General features: G+C 58.5%; 27 protein-coding genes. 11 read left to right on the plus strand and 16 right to left on the minus strand.

What is annotated here, in order from left to right; genetic code table 11:
• Positions 1-592: 592 nt before the first annotated feature.
• The 4 genes from EN846_RS27965 to EN846_RS36025 all read left to right on the plus strand — a co-directional run bounded on the left by EN846_RS27965 (position 593) and on the right by EN846_RS36025 (position 3,984).
• Positions 593-1,840 carry an SIR2 family protein gene (locus EN846_RS27965; protein WP_135914001.1) on the plus strand — a complete coding sequence of 416 codons (1,248 nt, stop codon included), beginning with the start codon at positions 593-595 and terminating at the stop codon, positions 1,838-1,840.
• 523 nt (positions 1,841-2,363) lie between these two features.
• The gene (locus EN846_RS36545; protein WP_348630835.1) at positions 2,364-2,876 is read left to right on the plus strand and encodes a hypothetical protein; all 513 of its coding nucleotides are present in this window, start codon (positions 2,364-2,366) and stop codon (positions 2,874-2,876) included.
• A gap of 236 nt (positions 2,877-3,112) precedes the next feature.
• Positions 3,113-3,604 (plus strand): CBS domain-containing protein, encoded by a 492-nt coding sequence (locus EN846_RS27980; RefSeq protein WP_245518735.1) that lies wholly within the window; start codon positions 3,113-3,115, stop codon positions 3,602-3,604.
• A 188-nt stretch (positions 3,605-3,792) separates the two neighbouring features.
• The gene (locus tag EN846_RS36025; protein WP_245518736.1) at positions 3,793-3,984 is read left to right on the plus strand and encodes a sigma factor; all 192 of its coding nucleotides are present in this window, start codon (positions 3,793-3,795) and stop codon (positions 3,982-3,984) included.
• 458 nt (positions 3,985-4,442) lie between these two features.
• Here the strand turns inward: EN846_RS36025 and EN846_RS27990 are convergent, their stop codons facing one another.
• From EN846_RS27990 to EN846_RS28000, 3 genes are all read right to left on the minus strand, one after another.
• Complete coding sequence (locus EN846_RS27990; protein ID WP_189523723.1) at positions 4,443-4,940, minus strand: helix-turn-helix transcriptional regulator; 498 nt, start codon at positions 4,938-4,940, stop codon at positions 4,443-4,445.
• Between the two features lie 667 nt (positions 4,941-5,607).
• Complete coding sequence (locus tag EN846_RS36030) at positions 5,608-6,048, minus strand: hypothetical protein (RefSeq protein WP_245518737.1); 441 nt, start codon at positions 6,046-6,048, stop codon at positions 5,608-5,610.
• Positions 6,041-6,754, minus strand: a complete 714-nt coding sequence (locus EN846_RS28000) for a ParA family protein (protein WP_135914002.1) — start codon at positions 6,752-6,754, stop codon at positions 6,041-6,043. The genes EN846_RS36030 and EN846_RS28000 overlap by 8 nt, the downstream gene beginning before the upstream one ends.
• 675 nt (positions 6,755-7,429) lie before the next feature.
• Between EN846_RS28000 and EN846_RS28005 the strand changes: the two genes are divergently transcribed.
• From EN846_RS28005 to EN846_RS28015, 3 genes are read left to right on the plus strand one after another with little or no spacing between them, the layout of a single operon-like run.
• The gene (locus EN846_RS28005; protein WP_135914003.1) at positions 7,430-7,831 is read left to right on the plus strand and encodes a MobC family plasmid mobilization relaxosome protein; all 402 of its coding nucleotides are present in this window, start codon (positions 7,430-7,432) and stop codon (positions 7,829-7,831) included.
• A gap of 3 nt (positions 7,832-7,834) precedes the next feature.
• Positions 7,835-10,282, plus strand: a complete 2,448-nt coding sequence (locus EN846_RS28010; RefSeq protein WP_135914004.1) for a conjugal transfer protein TraA — start codon at positions 7,835-7,837, stop codon at positions 10,280-10,282.
• A 9-nt stretch (positions 10,283-10,291) separates the two neighbouring features.
• Positions 10,292-10,501 (plus strand): hypothetical protein, encoded by a 210-nt coding sequence (locus EN846_RS28015; RefSeq protein ID WP_135914076.1) that lies wholly within the window; start codon positions 10,292-10,294, stop codon positions 10,499-10,501.
• Positions 10,502-10,525: 24 nt separating this feature from the next.
• Here the strand turns inward: EN846_RS28015 and EN846_RS28020 are convergent, their stop codons facing one another.
• From EN846_RS28020 to EN846_RS28080, 13 genes are read right to left on the minus strand one after another with little or no spacing between them, the layout of a single operon-like run.
• Positions 10,526-12,622: a type IV secretory system conjugative DNA transfer family protein gene (locus tag EN846_RS28020; RefSeq protein WP_135914005.1), complete on the minus strand. Its 2,097-nt coding sequence runs from the start codon at positions 12,620-12,622 to the stop codon at positions 10,526-10,528.
• The gene (virB11, locus tag EN846_RS28025; RefSeq protein ID WP_135914006.1) at positions 12,619-13,647 is read right to left on the minus strand and encodes a P-type DNA transfer ATPase VirB11; all 1,029 of its coding nucleotides are present in this window, start codon (positions 13,645-13,647) and stop codon (positions 12,619-12,621) included. The genes EN846_RS28020 and virB11 overlap by 4 nt, the downstream gene beginning before the upstream one ends.
• Positions 13,628-14,848, minus strand: a complete 1,221-nt coding sequence (gene virB10, locus EN846_RS28030; RefSeq protein WP_135914007.1) for a type IV secretion system protein VirB10 — start codon at positions 14,846-14,848, stop codon at positions 13,628-13,630. Before virB10 ends, virB11 begins: the two co-directional genes overlap by 20 nt.
• Entirely contained in the window at positions 14,845-15,657 is an 813-nt protein-coding gene (locus EN846_RS28035) for a TrbG/VirB9 family P-type conjugative transfer protein (protein ID WP_135914008.1), read from the minus strand. Before EN846_RS28035 ends, virB10 begins: the two co-directional genes overlap by 4 nt.
• Positions 15,654-16,370, minus strand: coding sequence for a type IV secretion system protein (locus EN846_RS28040; protein ID WP_135914009.1), 717 nt, complete (start codon positions 16,368-16,370; stop codon positions 15,654-15,656). The genes EN846_RS28035 and EN846_RS28040 overlap by 4 nt, the downstream gene beginning before the upstream one ends.
• Before the next feature lie 35 nt (positions 16,371-16,405).
• Positions 16,406-17,437: a type IV secretion system protein gene (locus EN846_RS28045; protein ID WP_135914077.1), complete on the minus strand. Its 1,032-nt coding sequence runs from the start codon at positions 17,435-17,437 to the stop codon at positions 16,406-16,408.
• A 16-nt stretch (positions 17,438-17,453) separates the two neighbouring features.
• On the minus strand, positions 17,454-17,678 hold the full coding sequence (locus EN846_RS28050) for a hypothetical protein (RefSeq protein ID WP_135914010.1): 225 nt from the start codon (positions 17,676-17,678) through the stop codon (positions 17,454-17,456).
• A complete protein-coding gene (locus EN846_RS28055; RefSeq protein ID WP_135914011.1) occupies positions 17,668-18,369 on the minus strand; it encodes a type IV secretion system protein in 702 nt (233 codons plus the stop codon). The genes EN846_RS28050 and EN846_RS28055 overlap by 11 nt, the downstream gene beginning before the upstream one ends.
• A gap of 10 nt (positions 18,370-18,379) precedes the next feature.
• Positions 18,380-19,441: a lytic transglycosylase domain-containing protein gene (locus tag EN846_RS28060; protein ID WP_245518748.1), complete on the minus strand. Its 1,062-nt coding sequence runs from the start codon at positions 19,439-19,441 to the stop codon at positions 18,380-18,382.
• Positions 19,442-19,464: 23 nt separating this feature from the next.
• Complete coding sequence (locus tag EN846_RS28065) at positions 19,465-21,876, minus strand: VirB4 family type IV secretion/conjugal transfer ATPase (RefSeq protein WP_135914013.1); 2,412 nt, start codon at positions 21,874-21,876, stop codon at positions 19,465-19,467.
• Positions 21,877-21,879: 3 nt separating this feature from the next.
• On the minus strand, positions 21,880-22,179 hold the full coding sequence (locus EN846_RS28070) for a VirB3 family type IV secretion system protein (RefSeq protein ID WP_135914014.1): 300 nt from the start codon (positions 22,177-22,179) through the stop codon (positions 21,880-21,882).
• Between the two features lies 1 nt (position 22,180).
• A complete protein-coding gene (locus EN846_RS28075) occupies positions 22,181-22,528 on the minus strand; it encodes a TrbC/VirB2 family protein (RefSeq protein ID WP_135914015.1) in 348 nt (115 codons plus the stop codon).
• 12 nt (positions 22,529-22,540) lie between these two features.
• Positions 22,541-23,446 (minus strand): lytic transglycosylase domain-containing protein, encoded by a 906-nt coding sequence (locus tag EN846_RS28080; protein WP_135914078.1) that lies wholly within the window; start codon positions 23,444-23,446, stop codon positions 22,541-22,543.
• A gap of 204 nt (positions 23,447-23,650) precedes the next feature.
• Between EN846_RS28080 and EN846_RS28085 the strand changes: the two genes are divergently transcribed.
• The 4 genes from EN846_RS28085 to EN846_RS28100 are packed head-to-tail and all read left to right on the plus strand — an operon-like array spanning position 23,651 to position 25,892.
• The gene (locus EN846_RS28085; RefSeq protein ID WP_135914016.1) at positions 23,651-24,259 is read left to right on the plus strand and encodes a hypothetical protein; all 609 of its coding nucleotides are present in this window, start codon (positions 23,651-23,653) and stop codon (positions 24,257-24,259) included.
• Complete coding sequence (locus EN846_RS28090) at positions 24,256-24,795, plus strand: thermonuclease family protein (RefSeq protein ID WP_135914017.1); 540 nt, start codon at positions 24,256-24,258, stop codon at positions 24,793-24,795. The genes EN846_RS28085 and EN846_RS28090 overlap by 4 nt, the downstream gene beginning before the upstream one ends.
• Entirely contained in the window at positions 24,792-25,487 is a 696-nt protein-coding gene (locus tag EN846_RS28095) for a thermonuclease family protein (protein WP_135914018.1), read from the plus strand. Before EN846_RS28090 ends, EN846_RS28095 begins: the two co-directional genes overlap by 4 nt.
• Positions 25,488-25,892, plus strand: coding sequence for a hypothetical protein (locus EN846_RS28100; protein ID WP_135914019.1), 405 nt, complete (start codon positions 25,488-25,490; stop codon positions 25,890-25,892). It abuts the gene before it with no gap.
• The last annotated feature ends 1 nt before the right edge of the window (position 25,893 follow it).

Consider the following 25,893-nt stretch of genomic DNA (forward strand, 5'->3'; position numbering starts at 1 on the left):
TGGTCAGACATCGCAGACGTTAATCAAGGCTGCCGATTCCACGGATGGTTGGACGCGATGCGCCTCCCACTCTCACCACACCCGTTCGCGTAACCTCTCACCTCTTCCTTCTGGATGCGCGCATCATGGCAGGGGGCGCATGTGCTCTCCAGTTCGCCGTACCATAAGAGATCCGGATCGTCGCGGTGCGCCACCAGATGGTTGGCGCCGTGGAGAACCGTCGCCCGTTCTCTTGCCGATGAAGTGCGGGGTGCCCGTCACCGAAAGGGCGCGCGACACCCAGAATTCTGCCCGTTGGGCCGGGCGACCACCTTGTTCCCGGCGATGCCTGCTCCACTAGGCCGCAAACTCATAATTGAGGTACCGCTTGTGACGAGTTTTGATTAAAGCACATTCAAGCCTTCTCTTGAGTCACGATGAATACAGGGCAACGCAAGCTCCTCATGGTTCTCAGATCGGCCAGAGTCCTTGTCGGAGAAACTTCGCCAAGATTTTTGGTAATTCCGGCTAAACTAACCGGTTTTGTCCCTCGCATAACGCCGCGGAGCCCCTACACGGGAGTACTTGCGTAAAGATCAATGGGAGGAGACTTATGGCGAAGAAGAAGCTTCTAATAGTGACCGGAGCGGGGTCGACCCTTGAGTTTGGCATGCCTTCTGTCGCGGAAGTTGGCGACACAATTAAAAGCAAAATGCAGGCGTGTTTTCCACTCGCCAATCGTCCTGGTGAGAACCTCTATGGGTTTATCGAACAAGCGATCCGGAAACGCTGGAACGCAGGCGCTTCGCGCGGCCGATTTCGTGACCTCAATTTTGAAGACGTTCTTTATACCGTATTCGCTGCGTCCGGGCTGCTGGAACATGGACCATCCTCTCCAGCGCTGTCGGCTATCGTGAGACCGGAAAACCTGCCGGACTTCAAGTTCTTTGGCCGGGATCTCCACTCGGTGGATAGCTTTCAAATGTACAATCTCGGGAGTTATGCGATCGACAGCATTCTCGACGATGTCCGTGAGCGGTGCAGGGCTGCCGAGCGTGACCGAATGGCCCAGTTCGACTTGCTCCAGTCCTTCATCGCCGAACTCAATAGCGAGTTTGAGGTTGCGATGGTAACGCTCAACTACGACAACGTAATGCATCGCGCTATGTCGAACGCGGAGACGGGGTTTGATCCTCGCACCAGGCGATTTGAGCAAGAAAGGCTTTTCCTTCGCCCGAATTGGTCTTGCATGCTCCATCTTCATGGTTCGATTCATTTCGACATGCCAATACCGAGTACTCCCGATATGCACGAGATATTTTGGCAGCCCGACATCAACGCTGTCTTCTCGCAAAACTCCTCTGGGCGAAGTGGACGCACCAACCCTGAAGGCACCAAATTACCGACTTCTGCGATCGTCGCCGGCTACGGCAAAACAACACAAATTCTGAGAAGACCATTCAGAACTTATTACGCCGAATTGGACCGCCTTGTAGGAGCCTGTGATGCTCTCATGCTTGCGGGCTATGGCTTCGGCGATCCGCACCTGAATATTGCGTTCGAGCGCTTCCGAGACTCGCGCCGGAGACCGGTGGCAATTATCGGCTATGCCAAACGAGGTTCGATGACCTTGGGGGGCTTCGATGACGGCTCTCTAGCGACCGGCGTGGTACACACTTTCGATACCGATCTCGGCACGATGCGTTGGCTGGGACACAGTTGTCCAGGTGAAATAGACGAGCTAGTTGATCTCGGGGAGTTCGAGACCAGCAATGATCCCAGCACGCCGTTAGGTGTGTGGTACGGCGGCATGATGGAAGCTTGCAAACAGCCGGACAGGATTATCGCAAAACTGAAATAGGTTCCGCGTCAGAGGGCGCGATAAAATCATTACTGCGGGAGCATCGTCGAAGCAGAGCAGAAGGCTTGCGCCTCTGTTGCGAAAGCACGCGGGCAAGCTGGCGCGCATAGCCCCGCAATCCCGCGTGACGGCGGCGACTATGCTGATGCTCCTACGGTCGCCCTGTTGAACCGGTCTCACGGCCACGAAATTTCTCCGGCATCGAACTGACTTGGTCTCGCTGGCGGGCATTTCGGTGCTTCCGCCTTGTACGCCTTGTATTGACGGCAGCGAAGGAGGCCCTCCAATCCGCGCCACCGCAACCGTTGCGGCAAAGAGGGGTGCGTTTATGCGGCACATCCCAAATCTGGCGCAAGTCCAACCGATTGGCGGCCACTGCCATTCCTGCGGCGACATGGCTATAGCATTCTTTCCGGCGCCGAGCTGACAGTCACTCGCAAATGTGTGTCATGCACTGGATGCACGGTGTGGTTGCAAAATCCGGGACGTTGTGCTAGGGCATGTAACACGAAGAGGCTTTCGAATGAAGCGGATGCAAGAAAAGGACATTCCGGCGTTCGTGCAGGAGGTGGCCGCAACCGGCTGCGATATCTGTGCCGTTGGTCCGGCTTACTACACCATGGGCGATTCCGATGTTCCGCGCGGCAGTCGGAGGGGGCTGTACAAGAAGCTCGCCGACATCGACGCGCGCTACGGCAGCCGCGATCACCTGCGTTACCAGATCGTGGCGCACCTGGCCTCGATTGGCCGCTATATCGACGCGCCTCCACCGGACGAGGGAACGTGGATCGATAGTGAGGCACCCGAGTTAGACGAGGTCACGCCTTACGACATGGCGCACCTCCCGACCTACGCAGTCCTGCTGTTCGCGGCAGCCGAGGGCGCTGACTGGCGCAAGGTGGCACGAGCCACCTTGAACATTGACCCAGAGCGCCAGCCGGAACGGGCACGTCGGGCCTGGGCGTCGCACTTGGCGCGGGCGCGGTGGATGGCGACGAGCGGCTGCGGGCAGCTTCGGGGCGATTTGCTGCAATAGGACATCGGCTGCCCGTAAGGAAGCCCCACCGGCAGGCCGTCTCCGGAGGGGGGGCCTCATGGCAGGTCACGAGCGGCATCGTCGTGGTGTATGCCGTGTGAGCAGAAGACGGTTCAGGCAATGTCCAAATGGACCTGCTATTCCTCAATCAACAACCTTCCCGGCGAAGGCGTGTGTGGCAGCTCAGGCGAGTCGATGAGATCGCCCTAAGGCGTCAGGATAGGGGTGATGTTTTGGTGAAACGCGAGGGTTCTGTCGCAAAATTCGACATCGAACGCGAGGACCTCGAGAGGTTGCTGCAGCAGGTCGAGCTGCAGGCAATGGTGCGCTCACACCGACCGCTGCTTTGCCGGGACAGCATGGCCCGCGACGTGATTTCGGTGCCGGAAAATGCCACCGCCGACGAGGCCCGAAAGCAACTTCTCGACCACAACGCCCGCACCTTGCCAGTGGTCGATGCCGAGGCAAAGCTGGTCGGCGCCGTCGGTCTGCGCGAGCTGACGCGAGGGACCGACACGGTCAAGGGCGTGATGTCGAAAGCGGGCAACGCCTCGCCCGACACAACGGCGATGAGCCTCCTTTCCGTGCTCACTGACGGCCGCTGCCATGCCGTCGTCAGCGTCAATGCCGAGCAGCGCATCCTCGGCCTGATCACCCAGACCGACCTGCTGGCGGCGGCGATGCGCCTGCAAACGGCAGACGAGCCGCCGCTCAAAGCAGCAGCATAGGGGCCATCCGAACATCGCAGGTCGGACCCTTCTGCCGGCAGGCGCATCCAATCTTCGGATGAATACTGTTCAAGTAGAGACCGGGTCGCGATGAGAAAGTCCGCGATGCCCACGGTCGCCTTGCTAGGACCGATGATGGCATGGCCGCCACCATGGCGCTGGTGCGCGCCATTTGACGCGCGAGGCGGATGCCTTCCACCCCATTATCAAAACTCATAACCAGTCGCTTACCGCTCTACCGCATTGCGCGTGGCCTATTGTGCAGTGACGCCGAGGCCGAGGACATCTTGCAGGAGGCCTATGTTAGGGCCTTAGCCCATCTTAGCGCCTTTCATCGGCGACGCCTTCCTGTCGGCCTGGTGGCACATAGTCATCAGTGAGGGCGCGGTTAGTTGCGCGAGCGCAAAGCCGCGGAGCAATGTTCGACAACCCGGAGTCGCAGATCATCCGGTTTCCACTCAATCCGAGCGGCGATCCGGAGCAGCGCACTGGCAGATTCTCGGGCTGGTTCGAGCGGGCGACCGACAGCCCGTCGTAACGTCTACTGCCCCGTCTTCTTCGCCCGCGTCATTGAGGGGCTGATCGTCGAGGAACGGCCCACCTGCTCGGCGTCAAGCCGAGATGTCAAAGACCAGGTTGCACCGTGCCCGCGCTCTGATGCCGACGCGCGCCAGGAAACAAGCCAGAAACTTGGACATGCCGGTTAAATCTGTCCTGCAAGCTTAATTGGCTATTGAAACAATAGCCGATCAAGCTTGCCCTGACGGAAGTCATCTTGGCGAAGAGGTTGTGGCCAGTTGTGGCGAGGCCCGACTTTCGCCACCGCAGCGCGAGGCGCCTAAAGACGTCCTTCTTCTCCCCTTTGTGTTTCCGCCGCCGCTCCTTCCGCGGCCCGCTCCAAGGCCACCATTTTCTTGACCAGGGCCAGCAGATCGCGCTTGGTTCCGTGGGGCAGAGACACGATCTGTTGCGCTAGCTCCATGGTGTCGTGCGCTTCCTCCTCAGTGCGGCCCCATAGATGCGGGGCAGCACTGAACAGCATCGCCATTGGCATGAATCCGAGGATTTCGCACAAGTGGATCATGCGCGTGACGTGCATTTTTGAGAATGCGCGTTCATAGCGGCCGTAAACCTGCATCGAAAGGCCAAGCAAGGGAGCAAGCTCTGCGCGGGTCAGATCCTTGTCCTCGCGCGCCTTACGGATGAAGGCGGCAATTCTTTCATCGAGTTCGCCGAAGGTTTTGATGCCTTCGAACCCCGGGCGTCGGAAAACAGGCTTGTCGATCTCGGGATCGATCGTCTCAACCAATTCCATTTTGATTTTATAGGCGTCCATATCTTTCGGCACGTCCTCTCCCTTCTTGCTTTTTTCCAGTCGCGGATAGGGCGACGCCTCAATCAAACATTTTGAAAACGGGATTGACCCAAGCACGCCTCAGCACTCTCTTGCGCAGCGACTTTCCAGAAGCGGAGAGTGAGGACAGCGCTTTCGGCTACTCGCAAAAAGCCACCATCACTTCCATGCTGCGCTCGCGTGCCATGCTTCTTTGCGGAGGATCCTGCATTATAATGCCCTCGACTTTGGCACTGGGATAGGCACTGCCCACTGGGAGAAAATCAGCGCGCCTTGGCTGCAACCTACGCCGCTTTCCCTCGAACACAGCTTCGACAAGTTTTTCCCATCGAGACACCCCAGACGCGCCGGGAGTTCGCCAGCGATTGATTCTTTTGCCGATACTAATACATCGCCGCAGGGTAACCGTCGATCCCGCCCCGTGCATTGATATATCTCAATTGGATAAGCGAAACAGCTCGCCTTTGGCGATTTCGTCAGATGGCCGAATAGCCGCATCGGCAGCGGATTCGAAAGCCCGTTCAAGGGGAAGTGGCGTTTTGAGCCTCCACCCAAGTCGATGCCTTGGCGACCGACCCACGGTGCGGCGTAGATGCCAATGAGGATACCGATTGTCATCCCGAGCAGGAATCTTCAACCGCCTGACGGATCAATAGCCGTTGTCTCGGAGAAACTGGTCGATGGCCGCCTTTATGATCACCGTCATCTTGATGTCGTTGTCGAAGGCGGCCTTTTGCAGTCGCACCTTCGTGTCGTAGTCCAGCGGGCAATTGACGTAGTGCTTGGCTTCTCGCACGTGCGCGCGTTTGAGGTCGCGCAAGCGATAGCGTCCCTCCTCCTGAGCCAGAGCACGTTCGATCGCCTTGCTCTTGCGCTCTTCACCGCTTGGGTTCGGCAGACTGCGCTGCGGCCGTTCTCTTGTCGCATCCGCTTCTGAAACCGGCGCCGCAGCTGGTTCCCCTGCAGCCGTTCCAGCCTCTGCCTCTTCCGGCACAGAGGCTGGTTTCATTGCGGCTTTGGATATGGCTGCCTTGGGCCGTCGCGGAGCGATCGGAAAGTCAGAGACGGACAGTTTGCCTGGTTTAGACATTTCCCACCTTTTCCCGGTTTTCTGCGAGATGGCGATCAAGCTCGGCCACAAACGCCGCGACCTCCGCGCGACCCTTCATCACCGGGTCGGTCAGCTCGAGCATCTGCAAGGTGCCGAGGCCGTTGCGGATTTCGCGGTAGCAATTTCTTTCGGTGAGCTCGGTTTCCATCAACGTCGATTCGTAGCCATTGGCGCGAAGGTTGGCGATGAACGGACGGATCAGCCTGTAGGCCTCAAGAACGCGGCCGGGAAGGGCGATGCGCGTCACCACGTTGAGGTGGGGAATCGTGCGTCCGTTCCTGTCGCCAATATCCGCGGTGATGGTGGCGGCTTCGCCGGCCGCCTTGATTTCATCCTGGTTCGGCTGAATTGGCGTCAGCACCAGGTCGGAGTTGCGGATGATCGTGTCGCGAATGACGCTATCGACGCCCGGTGAGTCCATCAGGATTACGTCATAGATGCCGTCTTGTTCGGCCAGCACGGTTTCAATGCTTCGCTGCGTTGCCGCGCTGTGCAGCTCGATGTTGGCCGGAAGGTTGTCCTTGGCCTCACATCGCTTCCACCATTCGGCGAGGTTCTGGCGCGGATCGGCGTCGATCAGAAGAACCTTCCTTCCATGAATAGCGTACTCGCCGGCAACGAGGATAATAACCGTCGTCTTCCCGGCACCGCCTTTTCCGCTGATCGCGCAAATTCTTTGAGTCATGTTCGATCCCTTTTTTTGCCGTCTCCAAGGGCTTCAATGCGGCAGGCCGCCACCACGCAGCATTTCCAAACGAAGCGAATGCTTGATTTTGCACGGCGTTTTTACACCCTGCGATCACTCCTCACTATCCTAGTGTGTGATACATCAATCACATCGTGCTTTCACATCGTAACGTCATGGCATGTGAACACATCGTGTGAACAAGTCGTGTGAAACGGAATCAACCGCGCGCTGCCGTTTGAGCCATCCTGAAAGTCTCCACGGTCGCCCAATTTCGCCTTGGCGGCACCGACCTTCCCGCTCCTAATTGTGGTGAACCCCGGAGCCGCGCGAAGGCCGTCTGTGACGCTCGCACGCAGTCCGCCAGGGCGAAGAGCGGAGCGTCCCTTGCGGACGAGTACGAGGGGCACACAAAGGCCGACAAAGCGGTCCTGGAGGTGAACCCTGGAGAGCGTTTTAGCGTTTGAAGGGGCAGGGCAGGGCGAAGGCCCTGCCAATCGTTTCGATGTGGACGAGCGAAACGTTGGACGCTCGAAGAGTTGGTTTTTGTTGAGTGCGAATTTCACGTCTATTGAGAGTGGCAGGATACGGAAAAATGTGCGACATTTTTCCCGACGATCGAGGGACAAGCCCTCGATGCCTGCCGCAAGCGCCAGAGAGAGGGGCCCAAGGCCAATGGACGACGCGAAATTCGAAGTCCGGCTCGAGCCGGACCGGAAGGATCGCATGGTGCATGCCCGCGTCAGCGCGGACGAATATGCGGCGATCGAAAAGGCGGCCAAGGCGGCCGACATGACGGTTTCCGGATTTTTTCGGTCGCTGATTCTCGAAGGTGCGGGTGTTCGGCCGGTCCTGACAAAGGAGGATCGGGCCGTGATGGCATTGCTGCTTGAGGATATGCGCGCGATCGGCGTGAACCTCAATCAGGTGGCGCGATCGCTAAACAGCGGCAAAGGGGTTCATCCAGGCGACGTCGACATCAATCTGGGAAATGTGCAACGCGTTCAAGCAGCCGTGATGACGGAGTTGCGATCGCTGGCTAGGCGCGCCGGCCACAAGCGGCGAGCCGAGGGGTAAGGCGTGGAAATCTTCTTCGGCGCCTTCACGAGCGAATGGGAGCAGCGCCGTGCGGCGTTTCTGCATGAGGCATCGCTTGGGCCAAAACGTCGTTCGTCGGCCGAAGACGAAATGAAGCGTCGATTGAAAGCGATGGCTGAGCTGGGCGGCGGCGGTGGCGCTGGTGGCGGCGGTGGCAGCCAGCCCAAAACGCGGCGAGTGGCCGCCCGGTCGATCTTCGCGACCGAGGCGCGGTCAGCAGCGGCCCGCACAATGGAAGCGCGGCTAGCGGCGGTTGCCCAGGGCAGTCAGCCGGCGGTCGTTAAAATGGCATCCTATGGCGGCGGCGCGAGGGTAGGGGCGATGCTGAATTATGTGTCGCGCGGCGGCGAGCTAGCGGTCGAGAACGAGAACGGCGAGCGCCTCAGTAGCCGCGAGGATCTGGCGCGGTTGCGGGGCGACTGGAACCATCTTTTCCAGAACCGAGTAGAGAGCCGCGATATCGGCAGCTTCACCGTAGAGATTGCGACTGCAGCGGTTTCGTCAGACGAGGCGATGCATGAGCTGGTCAGGAACAGTTTGACGAGCGCATTCGGCGATCGACGCTACGCTTATGCGGTCACGCGCCAGACCGACGGCGCGCTGACGGTTCAAGGGGCGGTCGTGCTCAGAAGCGGGCAGGGCGAGCGGCTGACTGGCGACGACAAGGCCGCCAGCATCATTCAGACGCGCTATGACGCTAGTGCCGCCGGGCAGGATGTGGCTGCACGGTTCTCGTTCCAGGGCTACGGCAACGGTGTCGAGTTTGGCGCCAGCAAATTGCGGAGACTGGTCGAACGTCATGACGGCAACGTTCGTGACGACCGCGGCAAAATCGTTGGTGACGAAAAACAGGCTGGCGATCTGGTGCAAAAGGAATGGCGCGGTGATCTGCACAGCCGCAAAAGCCGCGACGTGATGCACCTGATCATGTCGGCCCGGGCCGGCACGAATGTCGCGGCGTTTGAAAAAGCTGCACGCGACTTCCTTGCCGAACAGTTCGCCGGCCATCGCTACGTGTTCGCCATGCATGATCCGGCCAATGACCCGAAGGAAAAAGGGGAGGGGGGCAAGCGGCCGCATGTCCATGCGCACGCGATCATCACGATGCGATCGGAATCGGGTGATCGGATCGAGACGACGCCTCAGGTGTTTCGCGAGTGGCGGGGCACAATGGCGGAGAAGGCCCGGGAGCAGGGAATAGCGATGGAGATGACCGATCGTCGCGAGTTCGCCGCTCCGCCCGCCTTTACCCGCAATCAGGTGAGGCCGGTGAGCAGGGAAGGGCGGACCGAGCACGTCGGGACCAGCGAAGCGGCGCAAGGACGGTACGACGCCAAGCGGGGCGGCCGGAGAAGTCTGGCGAAGGCCGAGAGGAGCCGGGAGTATGCCATAAAGGCAACGCAGAGTTGGCAGAAAATCGCGCTCGCCAGCGGTGATCAACGGATCGTCGCCTATGCAGAACAGCAGCGGGATCGATTGACAGCAAGCCTTTCAGCAGGCCAGGCGGAAGCTACACCAAATGTGGTGCATGCAGATTTCGGCTCAAAATTCCGCGCCAATCTGGTAACATTGCAAAAGCTCGTATTGGAGGGTCAGGACGTGCGCGAAACATCCAGGGCTGAATTTGAGACTTATGAAAAGCAGGTCGAAAAGGCGCTGTTCAAGCTTGAAAGAAGTGTTGGCCCTGATGACAGGAACGATTTCGACGAGGTTGCCAACCTGGCGCGCGATCACGTCAATCAGCGTCGCGAGCTTCTGGAGTTGCACAAGCAGCGAGACGAGGCGATGGCAGGGCAGGGCAGGGACGAGCAGCGTTCCGCCGGGCGCGACGATGCGACGGAGCAGTGGAACGCCGCTGTCGTGAAGCATGGCGAGGCGGTCGTGGAAGCCGGTAATCATGTCATGATCGACATCGAGCACTATAGAGAAGGGCTTGACCGCTTTGAGGCCGGCGAGTTTTCGTCGGGTGACAAGGACGCAATGCAGAATGGGCTTAATCAGGCGGTCGAAAGGGCGGCGCAGCTCGCGATCGAGGGTAACACCTACATAGGTGAGGTGGCCGAGAGAGATCCTGACTTGATGCGCGCCATCGAAGAGGCCGGGAAGAAGGACGCCGCACGGCCTGAAGGGGAGAAGGACAAGACGCCGGCGAATGTCGACGCCACAGCAGAACAGCAGCGCGATCTTCGCCATGAGGACGCCGAGCGCCCGACGAATGAGCCTGACGCCCGCGAAGCGCACGAGCTCGCGTCAACGGTAGACGCTACAAACCGCCTTCAGGATCGGGTAAACAAGGAGAGGGAAGCAACACAGCGCGGCGGAGAGACGACGCGCACCGACCCAGCACAGCAGCATATACCGCGGCTTGAAGAGCTGGAGCGCGACGAAATTGAACGGAAGGAACGCGACCGCGACGATCGGGAACGTTAAGTGAGCACGATGCTGAACAACAGGCAGGACTATGTAATCCAGACCAACGATCCGAAGGGCGACGAAGGCTTCGGCAAGGGCCTTGGCGTGGTCATCTGCCTCGTGTTCGTGTTTGGCGTGATCCAGATCGCTTATGAGACGGTTGTTGGCTGGTATCAGTCGATCGTGCAGTGGGGCGGCGAGACCGCCGCGTTCATCGCCAGCTTTTGGCCGTTCTAGAGGAAGCTGGCCGCCAGGAAGCTCTTAAGCTTCGGCGGCCAGGCCAACGTCGACGGGATCAGGAACCGTCGCTGAGAATATATCCAGATAGTTCTTTCGTGTTGTCGGGGAGCGGTCACCGAGCTTCTCGACTTTCTGCGCAACCGTCGCCTTCAGTCGTTCGGCGCTAGGTTTTAAGCTCTCTTCGACCGTCTTAATGCGCTCCTCGATTGCCGCAACGTCGCGTTTCGACGTTTCGGCGCCGGCGCCGGAATTGCTCTTGGTTGGTTTTTTTCGTGCATCGATCGCCTTGCGGTTGACCACACGAGCGGAAGAACTAGCCGGCCGTCCTAAATCCGATTCCGGCTGTTTGTCGTCGGCGGCCGAGGCAGTTGCTTGCGCCTTCGCCGGCGTCAGGACTTGGACTGTTTCGACAGTCGGCTCGCTGTCGCCTCCATACTCTTCTGTCAATGCCGGTACCGGTTTGACGGGCAGGTATTCGACGGACGGGACTTCCGGCACGTGCGCTTGTGAGAAAGCCTCGGCAGCCTTGAAGGGCTGTGTCTCGAAAAATCGAAGTTTGTCACCAAAGATCGGCCTCTGGCCTTCGATGAGCAGAACCATCTTGCGTTCGGGCATCTGCCGGATTTCTTGCGGCATCATCAGATCGCGTTCGCGAATCTGTTCGACCTTCGTGCGGCGAGGCAGGCCAAAAAGCTCAATGGTGCGCGATTCCGACTGATAGCGAATTGTGCGCTTGCCGAGCGCACGAGAGGCATATTCGGCAGTTGCCTGGTCGTTGGCGCCGAGCACGAGCTGATAACCACAATTGCCGAGCAGTGAGTGCCTGGAGGTCTCGCCATAGATTTCGTCGAGGTTCTTGAGGTCCTGGATGATGAAGGCGAGCTTGATGTTGTAGCCGGCCACATAGGGTAGCTTTGTCATAATCTCGTCCATCTTCTTCAACTGTCGGAACTCGTCGAGCAGGAAATAGACGGGCAGGGAATTGGGGTCGTGCTCCAGGGTGAGGATGTCCATGGTCTGCTGCACGAACAGCGTCAGGAGAGGACGCAATAGCGTGATGTCAGTGATGTTGGGCGCGAGGTAGATCGAGATCGGCCGGCGCTTGAGCGCCCGTAAATCCATATCGGTTACGTTCGTGGCGGCTACGATGCGCTCGTTTTTGAAGGGGCGCATGGCCTTCTGAATATCGAGCAAGGCAGAGGCGGCGGCCCGTTCTGACAGCGCGAGGTAGGCATTGAAGCTTTCCATGGTGAACTTGGAAAGGTATGGCTCTCTCGCCTTGATGAACTTCATCAGCGCCTGGAGGTCGACGCCGCTATTGATGAGGGAATTGACTTCGCCGAGGTTGCGCCGGCCATTGTAGTGCGGGCTCTCCAGAACGTAGCTGATAGCGCCCGCCATCACTTGCTGTGCCGTGGCCTGCCATACCGAATTCTCGGATTCGGTGTTCTCGGGGACAAGGACGCTCGCCATGTTTTGGATATCCGTCGTCCGCGTGCCGCGCTCCTGGCGCACGAAGTCGAGCGGATTGTAGCGGTTGGTGGCTTCCGATCCCGGAGCAAATAGAAAGACCTGGCTTCCCTTGCGGCGGCGATAACCGGCAGTGGCCTTGAAGACTTCGCCCTTCAGATCGGTGACGATCATTGACCCTTCGTGCAGGAGGGCGTTGGGAATGACGTAGCCAGCACCCTTCCCGGATCGAGTTGGACCGATGATGAGATGGTGACGATCATCCTTTGTGCGGAGGATCTTGCGACCAAGGCGGCCGAAGATGTGCCCCTGCTTGCGGAACCATCTGCCGCGTCGCAAGGCGGCAATGTCCTGAAAAGCGGCGTCGCCGAGCGGGTTGCTCGGCGATTTCAAGCCAAGGTAGGCCGCCAGGCCGCCGGCGAACAAGCTTGGCAGGAGCGCGACGAGCGCGACCTTCTGCAGGGTACGGCTGCCCTTGTAGAGCCAGAATTGTTGAACAGGCACGAAAGGATTGGTGGTGATCGTCGTTTCGAGAATTCGGCCGTCCTTATAGACGAGCTGCAAGCCAAGTCCGTAAGTGAGGGTCCAGACGGCGAAGACGATTCCGGCGCAGAAGAGAAGATAGAAGGCCTGATAGCCCTTGTTCATGTCTCGTCTCGGGCAAAGAAGATTTCCGAAACGCCCCGTTTTCCGCCATCACGGCGCAACTGGATTACGATCGGGATGACCATTTGGATGTATGACATGAGATCCTGCTTGGAATAACCCGACGACATTCCGGCCTGCTGCATCATCATGGCGAGTTGTTCATAGGCGCCCATCGGTGTATCCGCATGCACCGTCGACATGCTGCCCGGATGGCCGGTGTTGATGGCGCGCAGGAAGGAGAAGGCCTCGGCGCCACGAATTTCGCCGACAAAGAGTCGGTCCGGTCGCATCCGAAGCGACGCTTCCAACAGGTTTTGGATCGTCACGTCTGCGGTGCCCTGGTCGCCCTTCGAGGCAATCAGATGCACCTTGTTCGGCTGAGGCGGAAATAGCTCGCGCGTGTCCTCGAGCGTCAGTATCCGCTCATGCTGATCGACGCTTTTCAGGCATGCGTTGAGGAATGTGGTCTTGCCCGACGAGGTGCCGCCGCTGATTAAAATCGACACGCGCTTGGTGATCGCCGTATGGATGAAATCATAGATACGGCTCGCCCGAAGGTGCGCGATCAGCTCCCGGTCGATGTCGCTCAGTCCGCCGACTGCGACCGAGACTTTATCCAGTGAGCCGCTATCGCGGTACTCCTCGAGCGTGAAATTGTTCACGACCTGCTTTCGGATCGAGATCGAGCCGCCTTCCGGCGCAGCGGGAGGCAGCACGATCTGAATACGCTCGCCCGTCGGTAAGGCCGCACTTAGAACGGGCTTGGTGCGGCTGATGAACTGGTTCGTTGCGCCGGCCACGCGCTCCCCGATATTTTCGATTTCAGACGCCGTGAGCTTCTTAATTTCGTGAAACTCCATATGATCGGAGCCCAGCCGTTCCACATAGACATGGCCCGGCTTGTTCACGGAGATTTCGACTACACGCGGATCGTCAAGAAAGCCGCGGATCGGTTCGAGTGCCCGATCAAGGAAGTAATAGGGATTGGTGGCCGATCGGCCCTTGTTACTGACCGCGACGTTCACGTTGTATTTCCTTCATCGCTTCTGTGATGGGATCGTCATACATGGCGCTGAAATCGAGATCCTGGCGCACATAGACGAAGATGCGTTCGCCCTGGCTGACACTGATCGTCGGCGGGATGCGCAGGTTTTCGCTCAAAGCCTGGTTAGCCATGTCGCTGAACGTTTGCGCGATCGTGTCGCGCGCCAGCTCCTCGCCGCGTTTGGCTTCATCATTATCTTGGCCGAAAGCTTCATCGCTTCCATAGCCGGTGAGGTAACTAGCGCCTGCGCCGACAATCGACAGCACGATTGCGGAACCGAACCGCTCGCGCCATTTGTTGTCGACACGACCAGTCAGCCCGGAGCGACCAAGGCTGTCAGTGCCGATGGAGTTGAGGCGAACGGACACACCGTCATCGCGGAGAAGTCGGGTCCAGATGACGAAAATGCGTTTCTGACCCCTGACAACATCGGACTGATATTCGCCGATAAGCCGGGTTCCAGTCGGAATCAGGACGCGCCGTCCGTCAAACGAATAGACATCCTGAGATGTGATCGCGCGGATTTGGCCCGGAAGATCGCTGACGATCGCGGTTTCCAAAATGCCCGGAATTAGGGTGCCTTCAGGTACCAGCGCGTCGGTACGTTTGATCTGCTTAGCCTTTGCCGACCGATCAGCCAGGCTTGACGCCGCCGCGAGGAATTTGCTGTTGCGGTCCTCGCCCGCAACACTCAAACCGTTGCCGTCGGCACCACCGAGGCCGCCGGCGCCCTCCTCCTCGCGAGCCGTATCCAACGATATCAGCTTGGACCGATAGCGCTCCGGAAATTCTTCAGGGGGCGGCGCAGCTGCCGGGTCCGTGGGCGGTGCCTGGACGACTTCAGGCGGAGGCGGCACGTTAAATGTGGTCGTGTCGACCCTTTCCTGTACCGGCTCCGGAGGCGGCGGGATGTTGATCACGTCAGGTTCAGGTTGCGGTTCGGGCTTTTCTTCCTCGCGGACGAACGACGGTGGCCGGAACGTCGTGGTTCGGAATTCTTCGTCGCCTTCGGTTGTGCCGCGAGCTGTTTCCGTCGGCGTTGCAAGGACGAAGTAGGCTGCCACGACGCCGCCGATAAGCAAGGCTGCTCCGCCGAGGAGCTGGTTGCGCTTTGCGTTCTTGTTGCTGACGGCCGTTTCGTCGGCCGACATCATGGCCTCAAGCTCAGGTGTCCGGTTCATTTGTTGCCGCTCCTCCAGCGCTTTTTGGCGACGCGATCAGGAGCCGGACCGAGGATATCAGGGTCCGGAGCGCCGAAATCAGGCTTCCGAAGGTTGAAAATGCACGTCCATTGATTGCCATCGCGCAGCGTGTATTGGGTCGCGACACCATCAAGGACGAGGTATTCCCCTTCCTTGCGGAAGTTGCGCAGTGTCTCGGAAAAATCCGACTGCACGGCGAAAATCGCCGGCACACGCCCGGTGAATTTGAAAAAGGTCTTCTTGCCGTCATCGAAAACCATCGACGGCTTCAGCTTAGCGTCACCCGAAAACGAATAGTCGATGTTGACATTTGCCTTGTCGATGTTCGAGATATTCGGATTGGCGGCGCGGTACTCAGCTTCTTTGCGCAGCGCCGCATTGAGGTCCTTTTCCGGGTAGACAAACCTGACGCCGAAGACCTTCTTGCCGGCGGCAGGCGGATTATCGTGAAGCTCGATGAAATAGATCCTCTTCGTCGTCACGACATTCATGTTCGTAGTGACGTTCTTGGCGATCGGCTTCACAAACAGGATGTTGCCCTTCTCTGAAGGCGCAACCTGCCAGCTCTCCGTGTCGCCAAGTGAGATCGTCTCGAAACGTTCATCTTCATCGAAAATGATCATTGTCGAAATGCCGTAAGTCGCATTGACCGTCACGACGTTGTTGGGCTGATAGACAACGCTTGTAACCCGGCCGTCGAGATTGCCCGGGCGTGGTGACTGTGCCGCATGGGCGTGAGTCATGATTGCGGCGAAGAACGCCGCCCAAAACAGGAGGTGTTTCATCATCCCTCACCTCCTGGGGTCACCGTCTCCTGGTCACGACGGTAGCTGAAGACCTGGAAGCCGAGGGGATTTTCAAAAAGCCACTGATTTTCAGTGGGGGTGTCGGTGTAGCGGAAACGCACGACCGAAATGTAGTGCCGCGTGATGGAATCCGTGTCGGATTTTTCCATCGTTGAGAAACGGACAAGAGCCGTCGACGGCGGTTGACTAGGATCGCTCGGCTCAGTGACCGCCACCGATTTGATGTCCACCGAAACCCGCTTGTTTTTTCCGTAGACTTTTGCGGGGTTATTCGAATTGGCGGCGCTATAAAGCTCCTGCAACTCCCGCGCGGCATCGCCGGTCGACAACAAGGCGGCAATGCCGAAGTTTTGTTCGATCTCGTAGGGGTCATAGCCTTCGCGAGCGCGGATATAGCGCACAACATTGGCTTGGGTGACCGCTTTTTGTTCGGTGAGGTTGGCAGGCCTAGTCAGACCACTTTTGACCTCCAGATAGCCGGTATTTTTGTCGACCACGACGACATACGGTTCGAAGCTCTTCAACGGAACCAGCAGCACCAGTGCCGCGAGAGCTAGCAGCGTGATCGCCCCGAAAATGATCGTCACGAACCAGGCGAGTCCGCGCGATCGCTTGGCCTTTTTTACGATCTCATATTCCCAACGATCGCCGTCTTGGAAATAGGTCCGTAGTGCAGTCTCTTTTGAATCTGACATTTTCGATCTAGCCCTTAGTCACTCTCACAAGCACCTCAGCGCGGCATGCTGTTGTTGCTTATTCGGTTCTGCATCGCCGCCCTGGCGTTGGCGTCGCGGATGTTGCTGAGCATGCCGGCATGTGTGCGATCGCGAGCCTGCATGCCGGCAGTGCCGACGAAGCCGGCAGCCCCGCGTGCGACATCGACCGCTTTCATCGGCGCGGTCACTCCGCTGAAGCGTCCAACAGCCCGCGCCACATTGCCAATGCCGGCGGCGACGCCACCGACAATGCCCTGCGCGAGAACCTGAATATTGATGAGGACGAACGCGCCGGCGCAGCACAGCAGCAGGAACGCCGAGATATCGCTGAGCTGAAGCCGGCGTTGACTGGCCGCGCTGGAGACTTTGGTCAGCTCAGGGTCCATCGCAGCGATCAGGAAAGCGGCCACGACATAGACGAAAAGCGGGATCAGCGCGTAGAGAAGCACCTGCTGGAACCACGAAACTCCGAGATTTCGCGTCTGCTCGAACAGCATGCAGGCGATGAAGATTGGTGCCGTGCCGATCAGCACCCACATCATAACCTTTGCTAGCAGCAGGATCGCCAGTGCGACGGCGATGAAGACGGCGACGCAGAGCATGATCAGGAAGCCGACCATCGATGGCAAGACCGAGAAGTAGCCTGATTGTTCTGCAAATGCGGACGCCGCCTCATTCGCGGTCCGCCAGATCATGGACAGGCCGTTTGTTGGCTCGGTAATGCCTGTGCCTGTGGCGGTCAGGATCGCGCGGCCTACGTCTTCGGGCGTGTCGTTCAGCCAGGAATAGAAGAACGTGTTGAAATGGCTCCACTGGCTGATGAGGATCAGGATCACCATCATGCGAACGATGCGGCCGATGACATCGGCCACGCTGACCCGCGACGTTCCCATGAAGAGTTGGAGGCCGTAATAGGCGACATAGGCGAGAAACATGATGTTGAGCAGCGGCATGATCTCGCCGCTGACAATGCCGTATGCACGTTCAGAAAAATTCGCCCCTGACTGCTCAATCCTGTCTAGCAGATCGCCCAAGAAGTCCTGCATTTTTGCCCACCGTCCTTTATTCCGCCAGCATCGCGTCAATCGCCGCGAAGGCCGCCGACGGGTCGCCGTTGATAGACGCCATCCGGCCGCATTCCTGGCGAGGATCAGCGGCATAGGACGTTAGGTTGGCGGGTCGCTTACAGGGAGCCGTCTTTTCTTTGACCGTGCCGCAGCCGGCGATGCCGGATGCGATCACGATGACCGACAGCAATTTGGCAGTTTTGATGGTCTTAGTTGCCACTGTAGGTGAGCGCCTTCTTTGAATTGGAGATATCGGTCAAACGGCGTTGATTGTCGGCCTGCAGCGAGGAGACGGCGCCATTCATCACGCCGACGAGTTCGTTGATCGTCAGGCCGGCTTGCACCTGAAGCTGCGTGTTCTGGTCAATCGAGCCCTTGATGTCCTGTGCCTTGCCGATGCTTTGTCCGGCCTGTTCAAACGCGCTCCGGCGCGTTGTCACTGCCTTTTGCGAGCCATTGACCAAGGCGGCGACGCCAAGAACGGTTGAAACCAGCTCCTCATAGGATTTGTCGCTGGAAAAACCGCTGTTCGCCTTGCCGGACAGGCTTTTGACCAGCTGGAGACCGTTGATGAAGGTCGAGGCGACTTGAGAAATGTCGCCGCCAATCCCGCCGAAATTCGGCACGCCGCCCGACATCAGGCTATCGAAGGACGGCATGGATGCGACGCTGAAACCATTGCCCACGGCAAGGTTTTGCATCTGGCCGGATTCGCTGCCTCGATCGCCAGTGACCGCCTTCAAAGTATCCGTGACTGTCGTCAGAATGTCTTTGTTGGTGTTCAGGATCTTGTCGGTGGTGACCGACGTCTCCTTGGCGATCTTGAAATTCGCGTTGTCGATAACCGGCACCTGGGCCGATGCCGCCGATGCAAGGAGCATCGAGCACGCAGTGAGAATGTAGCGCTTCATTGTAGTTCTCCTATTGGGGCTGCAGCTGAAGTTTTACGTTGGCCTCGCGTTCACGCTTCTGCACGCAGGCTTGTTCGATCGGGCTCCATTCGAGCCCGGTGCGCGGGTCGCAAATGCCCGTCGTTTCGCGCGGTTTTTCGTCGTCCTTTTTCTTGACGTCGGCGGACTGCGACGATCCCGACACCTCGCTTGTCTGCGAGGTGTTCCGCGAGTTGAACAGGTCCGCCATGGTCGTTCCGAGTAGGATGACCTGGTTCATCATCTCCAGATTGGCGTTGCGGGCGCCCGAATTGTGGTCCCAACTGTCCTGAATGGTGCCGGCGTTGAGACCGCCCAGCTGTTGCAGCCAGGACGCCACATTGCCGGTGCTCTCCTGCGTGGCCTGACTGGTTGCCATGGCGTTGATCGTCGAATCCCGCATGCCTGTGTAGGCGCTGTCGCCGCCGCCATAGTTCAGCGGAATGTTGGCTCCGTTCGACCCGCCGAATGCCGGCAACCACTGTTGGGTGATCGTTTTGACGTAACCCTGTGTCTCCTTGAACGGAGGGATGCCGCCGTACTTTTGAACATTGCCATGACCGGCGTTATAGGCGGCCAGGGCAAGGTTCGTGTTGCCGCCAAAGCGCTTGAGCTGCTGTTTCAGATAGCGCGCGCCGCCACGCAGGTTCTGTTCGATATTGTAGGGGTTAACGCCGAGATCGCCGGCAGTCTCCGGCATCAACTGCGACAAGCCGATGGCGCCCGCCTCAGATTTGGCACAAGGGTTGAAACGGCTCTCCTGGTAGACGAGAGCCATGAACAGATTTTCATCAACGCCTTCTTCGCGCGCAACACGTTTTACCAACCCCGCAATCTCCGGATTAGCGTTGGCAGCTGCCACCGGATCGTCCTTTCGGCCTTTCCGGTACATCGAGCATGTGACGCTTGTGTTGATCGAATGCCGGTCCTTATCGACCTTTTCGATGTCGTTCGTCTTTTCCTTCCGGATCGTCTTTTCCGTCAGGTTTGCGCCATCAATAACCGGGACGCCCCCGGCCCATGCAGGAATGGGAGCGGCAAGCGCTGTCATCATCAACCACAGAGCAGGACTATTCTTCATTGACCCTTCTCCCATCCGCAGAATTCAGCCAGCCAGTTTTCCGGCTCATCGCCGTACTTTTCCCGTAGAGCGGCGCATTCCTCGATTGTCTTCTTGCGGCCCGAAAGGACCTTCACCATGTCGGGCATGGACGACAGATCGAGCCGGGCAATGACCGAGTCATTGCCGTGCTTCACGAGAAAAGTGCGCTTCTCCGGCGGGGTGTTTTTGATGAAGTTGAATTCCTTCACCGTCAGGCCAAACCGCTTGATGTAGCTCTCTTCATCGGCGCGAGGGTTCGGGAAGTGGATGTTCGTTGCCGATTGTTCGATCAGGGTGTGCGAAGCCTTGGCCTTCGCTATGTCGGCCGCAGATTGTGTTCCGAAGCCCACAATGCCATTGAGCTTGCGGATGGTCTTCATCTTGTCGACGATGAAATTGCTGAATGTCTCGTCCTTCAGCAGCTGCCAGCCCTCGTCCATGAAGAACATGACCGGATCACCGTTCAGCAGTTCGTCGAGGCGATGATAGAGGTACATCAGCGCCGGCGTCCTCAGCTCTTCATTACCGAGAATGCTGGTCATATCGAACCCGAAAACACTGTGCCCCGAGAATGACAGCACGTCGTGCTGTGCGTTGAAGAGCCAGGCCTTTTCGCCGTCGATCCAAGGCCGGAGGCGCGAATGCAGATCGTTTGCGTCAGCACGCGAACGGCCGACGAGCAGGCCGGACAGATTCGGCAGGTTTCGTTCAGCCGCCGGCTCTTGCATCAGGCGTGTAAGCGCTTTCTCAAGCGTGTCTTCGTCCTCCTGGGTGAAGTCGCGGCGGTCGCTGGACCGCAGCATTGCTTTTAGGAGCCGCATCAGGAATTCACGGTTGGGACCGGTGTTTTCGAGCTGGAGCGGGTTGAAGCCGGTCGTCGTCTCCGGCGAAAGGACTTCATAGGAACCGCCTATGGCGCGCACGAAGATCTCGGCGCCGCGGTCTTTGTCGAAGAACACTGCTTTCGGAGTCGGATTGACGCGCATTGCTTGGGCGAGCAGGAAGGTCAATGCCACCGTCTTGCCCGAACCGGTCGGACCGGTCACCAAGAAGTGGCCGATGTCGCGCTGATGAAAATTGAACCAGTACGGCGTTTGCGACGTGGTTTCGAGAATGGTGATCGGTAAGCCCCAATGGGTGCCGTCAATCTTCCCCGTCGCGAAATTGTGCATCGACGATAGGCCGGAGAAATTGGCGCTCGACAGCATCGCCTTGCGGGCGATGTAGCTGCGATTTCCCGGAAGCTGTGCCCAAAAGCCGGCTTCAAGGTTTACGTCCTCACGCAGCCAATTGATGTTCATGTCAGTGAGGCAGGCCCCAAGCTCCGACACCGACTGGCTGACGCCCTTCAAATCGCGGGACAGGCACAACAGGGTCAGATGATGGAAGCCGAATACCGCTTCCTGGTTCATCAGACTGTTCAGGGCGTAGTCGATATCCTTCTCGACCGAACTTCCGGCCTCATCCGACGCCTGGATTTGCCGTTGCAGGCGGGTGATGCGCTCCTGTGCGATGGGCTTGTCCGCGATCGTGAAGGATTGCGTCAGGATGAATTCATGGTTGACCTGCAACAGCCCATCGAGCATGCCCGGCCCGGTGAACGGCGGATATTCCTTCACCGACAGCAAAGCGCCAAAACGGCTGTCTTCGTCGACCGCCGCCTGGGCCTGCATTGTCCGCTTGCTGAAGTGCAGCCGCGATGTCCCGACAAAGTTTCGTATTCCCATGCGCGGCAATCGCATCTTGCGCGGCACGCCACAGGTCAGGATCGTGTTGAAAAACTCACACGGTTCCGAATACGGCTCCTTATCGCGATAGGCGATCCCGAGCGCGCGAGCACCGTATTTCTGGAGTTCGCGCGTGATGTTGGAGATCAGCTCCTCAAGCTCTGTGACATCCTCGCGTGTTTGCTGGTTCCGCACTTCTCGGTTGGCCCGATCGAGCAGCTTCTTGACCGAATCACCAATACCGAGAGCGCCACGCATCCCTGACCGCACGATGGTCAGATAGATTTCGTTCGTGAACATGCGCTTCTCGCGCAATTGGTCCATGTAGCGTCTGTTCAGCAGCTCGCAGAACGGTTCATCGAACGCGCCGCCAATCTCGGTTTCCACCTCACGGCGGATGACGGTAGACCAGAGCGAAAAGCGGCTTGAGCCAAGCGCCCGGATCATCGTGTTTTGCACGACGGACCGCATGTTGAGTTCTGCTTGGTCCTCCGTCTGGAAAAACAGGCCGTCCAACTTGATGACGCTCAGCAAGGAGCCGTTTTCCAGCCCTATCACCGTATCGGACACGTGCCGCAGGTACGGGATATGTGTGGACATAGGTCGCTCATTATGAGCGACCTTTCCAAATCCAAGCTCTTCTCTAACGACTTTCAGCATTGGTTACGGTCCGTAGGAATTGGTGCCCCAAAAGGTTTTGTTCCGGGTGCGGGGCGTCATCCGCGACGCCACCTGCAGCACGTCCAAAATCCGGCTGTCCCAGGCGCAAAGTGAAAAAAGGACGAGATACGCCGCCGGAGCGACCAACAACGCCCACAACGAGTTCGAAGCCAGCCAGCCAATGATGGTGACGCCGACAATGATGACGACCGCCATGTACGGCACGCCCCAAAGCGTCGGCGATCGGGTCAGGCCGATCACCAACGGAGCCAAGGCTGGCTTTTCGTCCTCGTACTCAGTCATTTTACTGACCGACGGCCGCGATCATTTCGTCGACGATCGTCGGAGCGCCGAACACGAGACCGATACCGACGATCACGGCACCAGCCGTGAACCATGACAGACGGCCGGCGAATGCCAGGAAGCCAAGACCGATCACGGCAATAATCGCCAGCAACCGGCCGAACGGACCGGTAATGAAATCGACGATCATTTGGACGGCAGTTTGGAGCGGTGCAAAAGCTCCGCTTCCACCGCCGCCCTGTGCAAGCGCCAGGTCAGCGCCCGCTAGCTGAATCGCCGCCGCCAGCCCGAGCAAGGCTGCCAGCTTCAGCGCGCTTATCCCCGTACCCTTATTCGCAAAGCACTTCATGCCTTCTCTCCTTCAAAAGTGCATCACACCGCCGACAAACTTGCCGGTTTTCTTCACGGCAATGACGCCGGCGTTGCCGTCATCACCCGCATCAGCGATCGCCGCAGGGGCGGCCGCTCTGGTCTTTGTCCTGACTGTCGGCATTGCCAGACCGAGCTGGTAATTCACCACCTTGGCGACGTACCCGACCGTCTCCTTGAACGGTGGGATGCCGCCATGCTCATAAATCCGGTGCTCCCCGCTGTTGTAGGCAGCCGCCACCAGCAGAGGATTTTGAAACTCGTCGAGCAGCACGCGCAGGTACTTCATGCCGCCTTCGATGTTCTGCGCAGGATCGCAAACGTCTTCGACACCAAAGCGTGTTGCAGTGCCGGGCATCAGCTGCATTGGGCCGCGCGCGCCCTTGTCCGAATTGCGGGTCTGGTCAAATCCGCTTTCAGCCCAGGCAATGGCAGTGGCGAAAACTTCATCGACCTTATGCCGACGAGCCGTTTCCACGACCAAGCTTTTGATTTCCGCGGGGCTTAAGGGAGACGGCCCACAATCTTGCACGTTTGCCGTGCTTGTGGCTGTCGGCCCGGCAACACCATTATGGGCAATCTCTCCATTCGCTAGCTTACCCATATCGATAACATTATGGGCATTCTTATCAGATGCATAACAAAGGGCGAACGTACCAATAGGGTTATCTATAATGGCCCCCGACGGTGAGGCCGTTTCGGGCGCGACCACGCCGTCAGAGCCAAGCACGAATTCACCGCTTGCCTTACCCCACCGGTTTGCGAAAATAGCGCTGATCGAAGCGTCATTGACCGGCGCCGCAGCTGGCATGTTCGTAACAAATTCGGCTTGTTTCTGCGATTCTTGAGCCGTTGACGCTATCGGTCCAGCGGCATTTAAGGCTAAAGCGCCTGCCATTACAGCCAATCGCGAAACACCTTCAATTCTAGCCCTTCTGATCATCGTCCCCCGCCTAACTTGCGGTGTTGAGATTACAACGAAAACCGATTAAGTTCGTAGGTGCATGATACCGATTTGGGGTAGTGATACAAGTTTTTGCACCATACTTAAACCCCCCTCTTGCGGGTAATCCAATGTCACCAGGATGGTTAGGGCTAGAAAATGAAACGTACCATTATTGCCACACTCGCTAGTTGCGTCATGGCAACACCGGCTTTGTCCGTGGAGGACATCAACAAGGACTACATCAAGTCGCTGGCTGCACCGGGCAAGACGGTGCTGGTCGTCGAGTATTACGACGGTTCCGGCAAGATCGTGGACCGCAAGGGATATGCGTCTCAGGCCGGTTACAAGGCCGTCTCCCCGACAGAATTTCGCGTTGATGAAAAAACAACGCTGCATCTTTTCGGGCTCGAGCCGTGTCAGGGCGAGATGGTCAACCGCAAGGAAGACTTTGCCGGGGCGTGCTCAGCATTCGCCCAAGAGCAGCTTCAGATCATGTTGAAAAGCCCGAAGGTGATTTTCTGCCGGGCGTTTGTGAGTGAGCAGAACGCCGCGAAGCAGAATGCGACCTGCTACGGCTACTACAACTACCCGGGCAGTCTCGACACTGTCGACATGTTCGAAGAACAGCTTTTATCACTTGGAGCGCTTCGGCTCGCCAAGAAGCCGGACGGAACATACGTCCGCCCGGATCTCGCAAAGGCCGAGGAAATCGGCAAGTCGGGGTCATACGGCATGTGGGCCGATCCACGGGCAAAATCACAATGAGAAGGCTTCTCGCCATTCTCGGTGTCGCGCTGGCTCCGGTGGCAGCAGCCGCAGCACCAGCCGGCTACTTCGATCTCCAGCCAGGTGTCACGCTCGAAACCGGCGACACGTGGTTTTCAGACGGGCTGCGCTACCGTCTCTTTGGCGTCCAGTCATGCCTTCGCGGCACGTTCTACACCGACAAGAAGGGCCAAAAGCGCGACTGTGGCGATGCTTCGCTGGCCGTCTTCGCCGCCTACATCAAGGACACGAAACCGGTGTGTGCTCCCGTCGCCAAGACGGCCGACCTCTCCTATGTCGTCTGCTACGCCACAGTGGGCAAAGACCGGCTCGACCTGGCTACAATGATGATCGCCAGCGGCTATGCCTTCGCTTCGCTCAACGCCGACGGCCTGCCCTTTCATACTCCCTATGCTGTTGCCGAACAGGACGCCCGCGAAAGGCGGGCTGGCTTGTGGCAGTTCCAAGACGTCCAACACCCGGCCGTCCTTCTGAGCCGATCGGCCAACGAGCGAGCCAAGAAAGCAAAACAATGAAAGATACCGCCGTCGCTACGGTCATTGTTGCAGCAGCGATCGCGACCCCCGCGATGGCTGCCGATATCATCAGGAGCCGGGCTCCAGTCCGCTATGAGCCGCGAGTTGTGCCCGCTCCCGTCTATCCCGTCTTCAAAGGGCGCGTCGCCGTCATAGACGGTCGCACCCTCTGGTATCCCCAATTCGCTCAGGGAATTCGTCTCGCAGACATCGATGCTTGCGAGCTGCCCCAATGGGCGTTCAATCCGAAATGGGAAGACCGTGAGCGCGTCAAAGCACCGCCACCGGTTCCTTGTGGTCCATTTGCCAAAGCCTGGCTCAAACGAACCGTCGGTAATAAATCCGTCGAATGCACCGTTCTCGGCTATGACCATGATGGCGTGCCGTCGGCGCGATGCATCGTAACGGGCCGCGATCTCGCGCTCGAAATGCTCCGCGTCGGCTGGGCGCGGGTCGCAACCCCCTATCTCTACAACGGCCAGTACATCACCTATCAGCGTCACGCCATGGCGGCCCGTTATGGCATGTGGGCGACTTACGTTCTCGACATGAATGAGTGGAGGCGGAAGGCCGTCGACAAGACGCTAGATCGCCGGCCGATCGCAGATTTCAATCTTCTTGCAGAACGGGAAAGCGAAATTTCGCCTCCCTTCGCCGACGCTCGCAAAAAACCGAATAGGACAGATCGATAGTTGCCAGACTTCGCCCATATTGCGAACTCCATCGCAAACGATCCCTTGGCGAGCTTGTTGCTTGCCATTCCGATATCGTTCGCGCTGATCGTCCTTTCCTCACGAATCTGGTGGGTGCATGGCCCCTTTGCTGTGCTACTGCTCGCCGTGTCGATCCTTTTTCAAAGTCAACGCAACCTCGCATTCGACAGCTTTCTGGTTGGGCTCTTTGCTTTCCCGCCACTGTGCCGGGACATCCCCAACCAGCCGCTCCTCTTCCGGATAGGGATCTTCTGGTTCTCAGCTTTCGCGCTCGTTGCCGCCGCCATCTACGCTGCCGGCGATCGAGCGCAGCCTGCCACACCCAGCGACAAACTCCATGTCGATCGGGCCCCACCAGCAGTCACCATCGAGAGGACCACCTGAC

It is taken from the genome of Mesorhizobium sp. M4B.F.Ca.ET.203.01.1.1 (assembly GCF_004791025.1).
In the GTDB taxonomy this organism is placed as follows: Bacteria; Pseudomonadota; Alphaproteobacteria; order Rhizobiales; family Rhizobiaceae; genus Mesorhizobium; species Mesorhizobium abyssinicae.